The following is an 11,355-nucleotide window of genomic DNA, read 5'->3' as shown; positions in this document are numbered from 1 at the left end:
TCCATTGTCCCGGGCCGCGGGAACGCGCTACGTTTCCGCGCAACGAATGAGGACCCTGATCGATGGCATGCCCCGGCTGTGAAGTCGTTCCCACGCTCGAGACGAATGCGAGCTCCCTGTATCTGGCGCCGAAACTCGCCCATACGCGGACCATGGCGGTCCGCCGGCTGCGCGAGCGCGGCTGGCGGGTCGACGAGCTGGAGGGCCAGGTCATTTCCGTGACGGTCGCCGACGGCGACGCCGAAACGCTGCTGGACGACCTGTCGTCGATGCTCTCCCGGCCGGAACAATCCAACTGCCCCGCCGTGCTGCTTCCCGAGCAGGCGGAGTTCAGCGTCCGCCACCTCGGTGCCATGGAGCCCCTGGGCGTGCTGGTGGCGCGCCAGGAACACATCTGGCTGAGCGATCTCCTCCGCCGCGAGCGCCTGCAGATGCACTTCCAGCCCATTCTCCACGCCGACTCGGGCTCCCGGATCTTCGCCTTTGAATCGCTGGCCCGCGGCATCGGCGAGGACGGCCGGGTGATCAGCCCGGGACAGCTGTTCCCGGCGGCGCGGGCCACAGACCTCATGTTCCACCTGGACCGTGCCGCACGCGTGGCGGCGATCCGGCAGGCCCACGAGCACGGGATCAGCGAGAACGTCTTCATCAATTTCAATCCGACCTCGGTCTACGACCCCGCGTTCTGCCTGCGGACCACGTTCGACGAGGTCGCCCGCCTGGGCGCGTCACCGGCACGCTATGTCTTCGAGGTGGTGGAGACCGAGCTCATCGAGGATCCCGGGCACCTGGAGGCCATCCTGCGGGAGTACCGGCGCCACGGCTTCCGGGTAGCTCTGGATGACCTGGGGGCGGGCTACGGCTCCCTGGACCTGCTGCAGAACATCCGGCCGGACTTCGTCAAGCTCGACCGGGGCATGGTCGACGGGGTAAGCGCCAACAGCTACCTGGCGTCCATCACCTCGCGGCTCGTCGACATGGCCCGGGAGCTCGGCGTCCAGATCATCGCCGAGGGCATCGAGACCCGCGAGGACTGGCACTGGCTCCGGGAGCACGGCGTCGATTTCGTCCAGGGCTTCTACTTCGCCCGCCCCGCCGCGGTACCACCCCGGCCCGCCTGAACCGGGCGGAACCGGACAGCGGACAGGGCGAGCCTTTCAGACAACAAAAAACCGCCAGCCCCCGAAAGGGGTTGGCGGTTTTTCCTGACCGGAGCAGCGCCTCCGGGACGCTGCGCCCCGGGGATCGCCTTACTTGGACTTCGAGGCCGACTTGGCCGCGCCCTGGACGTTCTGGGCGCTCTGCTGGGTCAGCTTCTGGGCTTCCTCGGCGAACTTGCGGTTGAGCTCGACCACCTTCTCGGCGTCACCCTTGACGCGCTCGCCGAGCTCCTTGGCGACTTCCTGCTGCCCCTGGACGTAGCCCTGCACGTCCTGCGGCGCCTTGATGTCCAGCGCCGAGCGCGCCTGGCGCAGGCCGAGATCGGTGTAGGCCTTGGCGGCCTCGATCTGCGTGTCCACCAGGGACTCCGCGTGGTTGATGCTCAGATCGGCAAAGGCGCGCGCCGGGCCGCCAAAGAACTTCTCGATCTGCTCGTTGAACTGGTTGATGGTCGGATTCGTCATGGTCGTAACCTCCGTCTTGCGAATCGGCAGCAAGGTGTGGAGCCCTTCTCCAACCTTGTTGCGTCGCATCATAGCAGAACGGATTGTGCAATGCAACATTGCCTGGACGATCTTCCCCCGGACGCCCGCATCATGGACCGGCGGTCCGGACGGCTCAGGGAATCAGCACGATCCGGCCGACGACGGAGCGCTGCTCCAGGGCATGCAGTGCCTCAGCGGCCCGGACCAGTGGGTAGCGGGCATGAATGCGGGGTTTCAGGTGGCCCTGCCCGGCGAAGGCGAGCAGGGCCTGCAGCCCTTCACGCGCACGGGCCGGATCCCGCCGTCCCGCCTCGCCGGCGCGCACGCCCAACAGGGTGTAGCCGTGCTGCCGGGCATGGTCGGCCGGAAACGCGGGGATGTCACCGCTGGCGAAGCCGATGATCAGCATGCGCCCGCCGGGCGCGAGCAGCCCGGTGCTTGCCCGGGACAGGTCGCCGCCCACCGGGTCGTAGACCACATCGACGACGCCGCTGCCGCAGGCGGCGACTGCCTGCTGCAGATCCTGCGTGCGGTAGTTGACCACGGCTTCCGCGCCGCGCTCCCGGGCGGCGGCCAGCTTGTCGTCGCTGGAGCCGACGGCGATCACCCGGGCGCCGAGCAGGCTCGCCAGCTCCACCGCCGCCAGGCCGACGCCGCCGGTGGCTCCCAGCACCAGCAGGGTTTCCCCGCGAGCCAGGCCCGCCCGGTCCACCAGCGCGTGCCAGGCGGTCCGGGTCGCCACGTGGAACGCCGCACCGTGCTCATAATTGAACGTCTCCGGCAGACGCACGACGGCCGCTTCCGGGACCACGACTTCCTCGGCATAGCCGCCGTGGCGCATCAGCGCGATGACGCGCTCCCCCGGGTGCACCTGCGTTACTCCGGCTCCCGTGTCCAGGACCTCGCCGGCCACTTCCATCCCCGGCGTGAACGGCGGTTCCAGACGCAACTGGTAGGCACCGCGGGTCATGAGCAGATCCGGGTAGTTCACGCCGGCGGCCCGCACGGCCACCCGCACTTCCCCCGGCCCCGGCCGGCGGGCGGGTTCGTGCGCCACGGCCAGGGCATCCGGGCCGGTCAGCGCCCGGCATTGGATGATGCGATAGTGCGCGCTGCTCACGCCGATGATCCCAGCAACAGCGAATGCCATCTTTCCGCGACCCGGGGTGTCAGCCATGAGACGACGTCCACGGCGGGAGGACGCCCCCGGTCGAGCCATTCCGCCAGGCGCCGGGTCAAGGCCGCGGCGTCCCCGGGCGGATACCGGTACGTTGCGGGATACTGCTCGGGATAGCAAAGGGCGTCCGGCACCAGGGGAACGGCCCCGGCGGAGCAGGCCTCCAGCACGGCCAGCCCCTGGAACTCGTGGATGGCCGTGCTGACCACGATCCCGGCGCGGCCGACGATGTCGCGGTAGGCAGCATCGTCCACGCGGCCGTCGGCGACGATGTGCCCGGGCAGTGCCTCGCGCAGGCGCTCCAGCGCCGCCGGCGGCGTGCGCGGGCGACGTCCCAGCAGCGCCAGCCGGAAGTCGTACCCGGCCGCCGCCAGCGCCACAACGGCCTCGGCGAACACCTCCGGCGCCTTGTCGTACTCCCAGCGATGATTCCACAGGATCAGCCCGGGGTCCTTGCTGTCGGCGGACGGCATCGGTTCCACGGGGACCGGGCACAGCCGGCACCGGGACACCAGGCGCTCGCGGACACCGGCGGGAACGGCGTCGGGCATGCGGCCGAGCAGGCCGTCGACCCCCTCCAGGAAGGAGTCCCGGTTGAAGGCCGAGTTGAAGATCAGGCGCTCGGAAGCCAGGGCGCCGTACAGCTGAACGATCTGCGGCTCCACGGAACGGACCTGGCGCGAGCTGACCGGATAGGCGAACTGGTTCTCGTGGAAGTAGTAATCCACCGGGACCCGGGCGAGCCCCGGATGCAGCCCCTTCAGGGTGGCCACGTCCACCATGGAGGTGGCCAGGATGCGATCCGGGGGGGCCGCCGGCAGGCCGTCCAGCCACGACAGGGGGTTGCCCCGGATGCGCCAGCGGAAATGGCGCCCGGGGAGCTCCCGGACATGCCACTCCACACCGGCCACATTGGCCACCAGCCAGTCCGCCCAGACCGCGTGGCTGTCGGCGCGGTAGGCGGACAGCAGCCAGTAGCGGGGCCGCGTCGTCATTGCGTCACATGCGGACAGTTGCCCTCCTCCAGGGGTCGGTAGGCCTCGTCACCGGGAATGGTCCGGACGTGCTCCAGGTAGTCCCCGGTTCCCGTGCTCTCCGAGGCCGACTTGACCTCCATGAGCGCCATATCATGCACCAGGCGCCCGTCTTCGCGAATGAACCCGTTGCGGGCGAAGAAGTCATCGACCTCGCGGCCGTGTAGCTGGTCGGCCACCGCGGGCCCATCATCCGTACCGGCATCGGCGACGGCGTCGAAGTAGTGCGTCAGGGACGAGTAGACACCGGCCTGGACCATGGTCGGCGGTAGCCCGTTGCGCCGGCGGAAGCGTTGCGACCATGCCCGCGTGCGATCGTCGAGATCCCAGTAGAAGCCGGTGGTCAGCTGCAGGCCGCTGGCCACGTACAGCCCCAGGGTCCGGATCTCGCTCAGGAAAAGCAGCAGGCCGGCCAGCTGATGGCCCTCGGAGGAGAGCCCCAGCTCGTAGGCCTGCCGTACGGCGGTGACGGTGTCACCGCCGGCGTTCGCGAGCCCGATCACATCGGCACCGGAAGCGCTGGCCTCCAGGAGCTCGCTGGTGAAGTCGGCCCCCTTGAACTCGTGCCGGACCGCGCCCAGGACCTCGCCTCCGGCCTCGCGCACGAACTCGGAGGTATCCGCCTCCAGGGCGTGGCCGAAGGAATAGTCCGCGGTCAGGAAGTACCAGCTGTCGCCGCCCTCCTCCACCACCGCGCGGGCGGTGCCGGCGGCCAGGGAGTAGGTGTCGTAGGCCCAGTGGAAGCCGGTGGGCGAGCACTCCTCGCCGGTGAGGCTGGAGGAGGCGGCGCCGCTGATCAGCGTGACCACTTCCTCTTCCCGGGCGATCTCCTGCACCGGCAGGGCCACGCTGGAGCTGACCAGCTCCGCGAACACGTCCACGCCCTCCTCGTCGATCAGGCGGCGCGCCTCGCGCCGCGCCACCTCGCCGTCGCTCTCGTGGTCGACGACGATGAGCTCGATGGGGACGCCGTCGACCTCGCCGCCGCGGTCGTTGATCGCCATCTCCGCGGCGATCACCGCGCCCTGGCCGGCGATGTCCTTGTACACGCCGGACAGGTCCGTCATCAGGCCGACGCGGACGGCCTCATCACTGTACTGCGCGAACGCGGGGCTGCAGGCCAGCAGCGCGGCGGCGCCGCAGGCAATCCGGGATCGTCTGTGCATGCTTGTCTTCTCCTCGCGGCCGGCGTGTTCCCGAGCGGGCGCCGGTTCCGTTGGTATTGTCGAGCGCGGCGCTTGCGCGAAGCGCCGCGCCCATGCTGGCAAGCGAGGCCGGCACCGGTGTTGAACGCGATCACAGGTTGTCATGCGCGGTAGACTGTCGAGCGCCGCGCTGACGATCCACGGTCTCCGGCGCCCTTCGCCGGACCATCCAAGGCATACAGGAGTCCGCCATGCACTACCGCGACACCGCCCTGGTCCTCATCGACCTGCAGAAGGAGAGCGACTTCGGTCTCCGCGGTCTCGACACGGTGGTCGCCAATGCCGGGCGGCTGCTGCACGAGGCCCGCGCCCGGGGCATCCCCGTGATCTACACCCGGCAGGTGAATCGCGCCGACGGCGTCGGGCTGTCCCTGGACGAGCCCGTGGACGAGCACGGCCGCCCGCAGCTGTACTGCAGCGGCTCCGGCGACGAGGAAATCATCGACGCCATCGCCCCCGAGGCCGGGGATATCGTCATCGACAAGCAGCGCTGGAGCGCATTCCACGCCACCAACCTGGACCTCACCCTGCGCAGCCTGGGCACCAAGCACGTCATCATCGGCGGCCTGGTCACCGACGGCTGCCTGATGACCTCGGTGTTCGACGCCTATTTCCGCGACTACCGCGTCCACCTGGTCAAGGACCTGTGCGCGACGTCCAACGAGGGCGCCCACATGGCCGCCATTCTCATGATGGCCAACTGGGTCTACGGCATCGAGATCTACGATACCGACGAGGTGGTCAGGCGCCTGCGGGGCGAGCCCAGCCGGCACTGGCGCTCCCCCGGCGTGGATACCATGCAGTTCACCCCGGAGACCATGCGGCAGGTGTACGCCGGGCTGGACCGGCCGCGCTGACGGGCCCGGGGCGGCGCGCTGAGGGCGCGGCAAGCCGCTGCCGGCAAGCTCGACACCCCTGCGCGGCTTTGCTACCGTCAAGCCTGGGCTGCGGCCGGGCACGCGCGGCCACGCCGAACGGGAGCCGGACTCGATGACAGGTACCTCCCCGGAGAACAACAGCAACAACGCAACCGCGTCGGCGTCACCTCTGCTGGAGGTCAGGAATCTCACCCTCGATTTCGGCGGGTTGCGCGCGCTCAACGGCGCCTCCCTGCAGGTCCGGCAGGGCACCATCACCGGGCTGATCGGCCCCAACGGCGCCGGCAAGACATCGCTTTTCAACGTCGTGGCGGGCTACTTCGCCCCCAACGCCGGGCGCGTGCTGGTGGACGGCGAGGACATCACCGCCCTGCCCCCGCACCGCATCTTCGAGCGCGGCATCTGCCGGACCTTCCAGATCCCCCGGGAGCACGCCAGCATGTCCGTGCTCGAGAACCTCATGCTGGTGCCCACGGGTCAGTCCGGGGAGGGCTTTTTCGCCAGCCTGTTCCGCGGGGGACGGGTACGGGCGGAGGAACAGGCGCACCGGGAGCACGCCGAGCAGGTGCTGGAGTTCCTGAATCTCTCCCACCTGGCCCACGAGTATGCGCGCAATCTCTCCGGCGGCCAGAAGAAGCTCCTGGAGCTCGCCCGCACCCTCATGGCGGAGCCCAAGCTGGTGCTGCTCGACGAGCCGGGCGCCGGGGTCAATCCCACGCTCATGGAGCGCCTGCGCGAGAACATCGAGCGTCTCAACCAGGAGCGCGGCATCACTTTCCTCATCATCGAGCACGACATGGACCTGATCATGCGCCTGTGCAACCCGGTGATCGTCATGAGCGAGGGGCGCCACCTCATGGAGGGTCCGCCGGAAGCTGTACGCAATGACAAACGGGTGCTCGAGGCCTATCTGGGGGGCCAGTATGCCGCTGCTGAAGGTTGACGACGTCACCGCGGGCTACGGCGACATGGAGATCCTGCGGAACGTCCGCATGGAGGTCGCCGAGGCCGAGGTCGTGGCGCTGATCGGACCCAACGGGGCGGGCAAGTCCACGCTCATGAAGACCGTCTTCGGCCTGCTCCATCCCAAGTCGGGAACCATCACGTACAAGGACCGCCCCATCCACGGCCACGAGCCCCACGACATCGTCGGCCTGGGCCTGTGCTACGTGCCCCAGGTGGACAACGTCTTCACCACCCTCACGGTCGAGGAGAACCTCGACATGGGCGGCTATCTGCTGCCGGACAGCCAGCTGCCCGAGCGCCGGGAATGGGTCTACGAGTTCTTCCCGCGCCTGCGGGAGCGGCGCCGCCAGCGCGCCGGCAAGATGTCCGGGGGCGAGCGCCAGATGGTGGCCATGGGCAGCGCCCTGATGCTGGAGCCGCAGCTGCTGCTCCTGGACGAGCCTTCCGCCGGGCTGTCGCCGAAACTGGTCGACGAGATCTTCGACAACATCCAGAACATCAATCGCGCCGGCGTCGCCGTGCTCATGGTCGAGCAGAACGCACAGAAATCGCTGGAGATGGCCCACCGCGGCTACGTGCTGGCCAACGGCGAGAACCGCTTCGACGGCACCGGCCGGGAGCTCCTGGCCGATCCGGACGTGGCGCGGCTCTATCTGGGGGGTTAGTCAATGGCCGTACCGGGCACGGACCACGAACAGCCGGCAGCCGAGGCACAGCGCCTGGGCGAGCGCCTGCGGGAGATGACCCGCACGCGCACGTTCCTGATCGCGACGCTGATCGTCATCCTGGCGCTCATGTACCTCTTCGGCGCGCTCAGCGGCGCCGGTTCCCGGCTGATGTCCCTGACCGCCTGGGGGCTCATGCTCGGCGGCGTCATCGCCCTGGGCAGCATCGGACTGACCCTGGTCTACGGGGTCATGAAATTCCCCAACTTCTCCCACGGGGCCCTGGTCACGCTGGGGGCCTACGTCACCTACACCGTGCTTCCCCTGCTGCCGGACGGCCCCACCCTGTCGCCCCTGTCGTTCGGCTACGAGTTCCTGGTGGCCATGGTCGTCGCCATGCCGGTGGTCGGAGCGGTGGCGATCGCGCTGGACCGGGCGGTCTACCGCCGGCTGCGCCGCACCGGCTCGCACCTGGTGCTGTTCGCCATGGCGTCGCTGGCCATGGCGTTCTTCCTGCGCAGCCTGATCTATCTTATCTGGGGCCCGGATTTCCATTTCTACTACCCGGGCCAGCCGAACCCGGCCTTCCGGCTGCCCCTGAACATCCGCGTGCAGGGCGACCAGGTATTCATCCTGGTCATGGCCTTCGTCTTCGTCGCCGGCGTCTCGGCCCTGCTGGAGTGGACCAAGATGGGCAAGGCCATGCGGGCCACCGCGGACAACCCGGACCTCGCCGGCGTACGCGGCATCAACACCGAGCGGGTGATCGCCTGGACCTGGGGGCTCGGCGGCGCTCTGGCCGCCTGCGGCGGCGTCATGTACGGGCTGAGCTCGCAGCTGCGCCCGGAGATGGGGTTCTGGCTGCTGCTGCCGATGTTCGCCGCCACCATCATGGGCGGCATCGGCAATCCCTATGGCGCCCTCATCGCCGCGCTGATCATCGGCATCTCCCACCAGGTCTCCACCTCGTTCCTGGATCCGACCTACGGGCCGGCGGTGGCGTTCGTGCTGATGGTCATCACCCTGCTGATTCGCCCGCAGGGCCTGCTGGGCCGGGACGGAGGCTGACGCGCCATGTCGCAGGTGATCTTCATCAAGGGACTCATGCTGGGCATCGCCCTGGCGTTCATCCTGCCGATCCTGCTGCCGCCCGGGCGTCCCTGGCGGGTTCCGGGCGGCATCGTCCTGGGCCTGGCCACCGGGCTCATCCTGGCGGCCCTGATTCCCGGCGGGTATCTGTCGTACGTGATCAGCTTCCTGATCATGGCGTCGATCTACGGCCTGCTCAGCCTGGGCCTGAACACGCAGTGGGGCTACACCGGCCACCTGAACTTCGGCGTCGCCGGGTTCTTCGCCGTGGGGGCGTTCACCTCGGCGCTGATGACCATCGAGGCGCCCACCGGCGTCGCCGCCCAGTACACCCAGGTCCTGTTCGGGCTGGAGATGCCGTTCCTGGTCGGCGTGGCCACGGCCGCCGTGGTCTCCGGCGTGGTCGCCCTGATCGTGGCGGTGCCGGTGCTGCGCCTGCGCATGGACTTTCTCGCCATCGCCACCATCGGCGTGGCGGAGATCATCCGGCTGATCTTCCAGAACGAGCGCTGGCTCGCCAACGGCCCACAGCCCCTGCGCGGCATTCCCCAGCCCGCGCGCTGCCTGTTCGAGAGCGAAGGCTGCGCCTGGCTGCCCGAGGGCATGGCCTGGATCATCGAGCCGCTGACCACCCGGGACTACAGCGCCTTCTACCTGATCGTCGTGGCGGCCTTCCTGGCGCTGCTCTACCTGATCATCGAGCGCGCCTGCCGCTCCCCCTGGGGTCGCATGCTGCGGGCGGTGCGCGACGACGAGGCCTCCGCGGCGATGAACGGCAAGCACGTGACCTACGCCCGCGTGCAGTCATTCGTGGTGGGGGCGGTGGTCATGGGCATCGCCGGCGCCCTGTACGCCCACTACACGGTGGCCATCGACTACAGCCACTTCCACGCGCTGTTCGCGACCTTCATCGTCTGGATCATGCTCATGCTCGGGGGCAGCGGCAACCACCGGGGGGCGATCCTGGGCGCCATCATCATCTGGGCGGTATGGAGCGGCACCTCGTTCATCGCCAGCGGCCTGGAACCGGTGCTCGCGGCCATCCACGAGGAGCTGCCGGGACGGGCGCAATACATCCGCTGGCTGCTGGTCTCGCTTCTTCTTGCCGGAATCGTTCTGTTCCGGCCCCAGGGCGTGCTGCGCGAGGAGATGCGGGTGTCCAACTACCTCCGCAAGGACGGCGGCAGCCGCGACGGATAGCGCTCCCCGAGCCGGCACGGGAGACGATCAAGAAACGAGGGGGCCCGTGGGCCCCCTCGTTCCGCCGATACCACCGCGGAGATCTACTCCTCCGGGATCTGCTCCGGCGAGCGGATCTCGATGGTCTCGGTGCCGTCCTCGGTGAACTGCCAGATGGCGATGGGCGTCAGCACGTCGCCGTTGTCATCGAAGTCCACCGGCCCGGCGGCGCCGGTGTACTGGACGTCCTCGCCGTTCATGATGGCCTCGATGCCCGCTTTCAGGCTGTCCATGTCGCCCGCGGTAATGGTCTGCCCGGGGCCGTTGGCCACGTCGCGCAGGCGGTCGCGCAGCACCGTTCCGGTGATCTCGTCGGCACTCTCGTGACCGTCGGCATACGCCTTGACGGCGGCCAGCCCGACCACGATGGCGGCATCGTAGGCGGACTCGGTGAACGGCGGGATCCGGTCGTGGCCGAACTCGCCCTCGAAGGCCTCGGCGAAGTTCTCGAAGCCGGCGATGCTCGGATCCTGTCCCGGAGCCGTGCCGTACATCCCCGCGACGGTCTCGGCGCCGAGGGCGTCGATGACCTCGCCGGACTTGTTGCCGTCGACGAACTGCCACGCGCCCGAGTCGAACTGGTCACGGGCCTCCTGCAGGAACGTGGCGGAATGCCCCGGGTAGCTCGCCGCGAAAAGCAGCTCCGGGTCGTTCTGCAGCGCCGAAGCCAGCTGCGACGTGTACGTCGGCTGGATCTCCTCCGGGTGGGGCACCTGGGCGTGCACGGTGCCGCCGCGCATCTGGAACGAGCGCGCGAAGGCGTTGGACAGGCCCTGCCCGTAGGGATTGTTGACGTAGATGGTCGAGGCGCTGTCGAACTCGTAGCCGTCGATGATCTCGCCCGAGGCCATCTGCGCGGCCACCACGCCCTGCAGCGCATCCGATGCCGTGGTCCGGAACAGCAGGTCGGCCTCCCGGTCCTCGGGCAGCACCGAGATCAACGGCGAGGTGGAGCCGTTGGAGATCTGCAGCACCTCGGACGGAATGGTCACCGAGGTGGCCACGGCCACCGTCACCCCGCTGGACCAGCCGCCGATGATCGCCGGCACGCCCTCGACCTCGATGAGCCCGCGCGCCGCCTCGATGGCCGGGTTCGGCAGGGTGTTGGTGTCCTCGGCGATGTGCTCGCCGATGACGGGTCCGCCGAGGACCTCCTCGGCCGCGGCATTGATGTGCTGCACCCCCAGTGCGGCACCGTCGCGGTAGTACTCGCCGAACTCCGCGCCGGAGCCGGTGAAGGGGGCAAGCTGCCCGAGTGTGATCGACGGCGGCTGCGCCGTCGCCGCCGTGGAGCCAAGCCCGAGCGCGAGCGCCGTGATTCCGGCCACGGCCAGGCCGGTGCTTGAAGAGCCGCGAAGGTTTATTGGTGTCATAACGTTCTCTCTCCTTCCTGGCTACACCAAGATTGCATGCAGCGGTGAAACCGGCGGCATCCGCCCGGGACCCCGCCGGCGTT

Annotated in this window: 11 protein-coding genes; 6 read left to right on the top strand and 5 right to left on the bottom strand. The window is 69.0% G+C overall.

The window, feature by feature from the left end:
* Nucleotides 1–62 precede the first annotated feature (62 nt).
* Nucleotides 63–1,121, top strand: coding sequence for an EAL domain-containing protein (locus QWY84_RS14875; RefSeq protein WP_290203605.1), 1,059 nt, complete (start codon nt 63–65; stop codon nt 1,119–1,121).
* A 129-nt stretch (nt 1,122–1,250) separates the two neighbouring features.
* Here QWY84_RS14875 and QWY84_RS14870 read toward each other — a convergent pair whose 3' ends face one another.
* The 4 genes from QWY84_RS14870 to QWY84_RS14855 all read right to left on the bottom strand — a co-directional run bounded on the left by QWY84_RS14870 (nt 1,251) and on the right by QWY84_RS14855 (nt 5,023).
* Nucleotides 1,251–1,625 carry a phasin family protein gene (locus QWY84_RS14870; RefSeq protein WP_290203604.1) on the bottom strand — a complete coding sequence of 125 codons (375 nt, stop codon included), beginning with the start codon at nt 1,623–1,625 and terminating at the stop codon, nt 1,251–1,253.
* A gap of 154 nt (nt 1,626–1,779) precedes the next feature.
* Nucleotides 1,780–2,766, bottom strand: coding sequence for an NADPH:quinone oxidoreductase family protein (locus QWY84_RS14865; protein WP_290203603.1), 987 nt, complete (start codon nt 2,764–2,766; stop codon nt 1,780–1,782).
* Nucleotides 2,763–3,818, bottom strand: a complete 1,056-nt coding sequence (locus QWY84_RS14860; protein ID WP_290203602.1) for a tRNA-queuosine alpha-mannosyltransferase domain-containing protein — start codon at nt 3,816–3,818, stop codon at nt 2,763–2,765. Before QWY84_RS14860 ends, QWY84_RS14865 begins: the two co-directional genes overlap by 4 nt.
* Nucleotides 3,815–5,023 carry an ABC transporter substrate-binding protein gene (locus QWY84_RS14855; protein WP_290203601.1) on the bottom strand — a complete coding sequence of 403 codons (1,209 nt, stop codon included), beginning with the start codon at nt 5,021–5,023 and terminating at the stop codon, nt 3,815–3,817. The genes QWY84_RS14860 and QWY84_RS14855 overlap by 4 nt, the downstream gene beginning before the upstream one ends.
* A 230-nt stretch (nt 5,024–5,253) precedes the next feature.
* Here QWY84_RS14855 and QWY84_RS14850 point away from each other — a divergent pair, with 230 nt between their 5' ends.
* The 5 genes from QWY84_RS14850 to QWY84_RS14830 all read left to right on the top strand — a co-directional run bounded on the left by QWY84_RS14850 (nt 5,254) and on the right by QWY84_RS14830 (nt 9,860).
* Nucleotides 5,254–5,919 carry a cysteine hydrolase family protein gene (locus tag QWY84_RS14850; RefSeq protein WP_290203600.1) on the top strand — a complete coding sequence of 222 codons (666 nt, stop codon included), beginning with the start codon at nt 5,254–5,256 and terminating at the stop codon, nt 5,917–5,919.
* A gap of 133 nt (nt 5,920–6,052) precedes the next feature.
* A complete protein-coding gene (locus QWY84_RS14845; RefSeq protein WP_290203599.1) occupies nt 6,053–6,883 on the top strand; it encodes an ABC transporter ATP-binding protein in 831 nt (276 codons plus the stop codon).
* A complete protein-coding gene (locus QWY84_RS14840; RefSeq protein WP_290203597.1) occupies nt 6,864–7,571 on the top strand; it encodes an ABC transporter ATP-binding protein in 708 nt (235 codons plus the stop codon). Before QWY84_RS14845 ends, QWY84_RS14840 begins: the two co-directional genes overlap by 20 nt.
* 3 nt (nt 7,572–7,574) lie before the next feature.
* Complete coding sequence (locus QWY84_RS14835; protein ID WP_290203596.1) at nt 7,575–8,639, top strand: branched-chain amino acid ABC transporter permease; 1,065 nt, start codon at nt 7,575–7,577, stop codon at nt 8,637–8,639.
* Nucleotides 8,640–8,645: 6 nt separating this feature from the next.
* Nucleotides 8,646–9,860 carry a branched-chain amino acid ABC transporter permease gene (locus tag QWY84_RS14830; protein ID WP_290203595.1) on the top strand — a complete coding sequence of 405 codons (1,215 nt, stop codon included), beginning with the start codon at nt 8,646–8,648 and terminating at the stop codon, nt 9,858–9,860.
* An 83-nt stretch (nt 9,861–9,943) separates the two neighbouring features.
* Here QWY84_RS14830 and QWY84_RS14825 read toward each other — a convergent pair whose 3' ends face one another.
* Nucleotides 9,944–11,272 carry an ABC transporter substrate-binding protein gene (locus tag QWY84_RS14825; RefSeq protein WP_290203593.1) on the bottom strand — a complete coding sequence of 443 codons (1,329 nt, stop codon included), beginning with the start codon at nt 11,270–11,272 and terminating at the stop codon, nt 9,944–9,946.
* Nucleotides 11,273–11,355 lie beyond the last annotated feature (83 nt).

Origin of the sequence: Aquisalimonas lutea (assembly GCF_030409225.1) — a bacterium.
GTDB lineage: Bacteria > Pseudomonadota > Gammaproteobacteria > Nitrococcales > Aquisalimonadaceae > Aquisalimonas > Aquisalimonas lutea.
The sequence above is the reverse complement of the archived record's forward strand: the minus strand, read 5'-3'. Positions and strand labels throughout refer to the sequence as shown.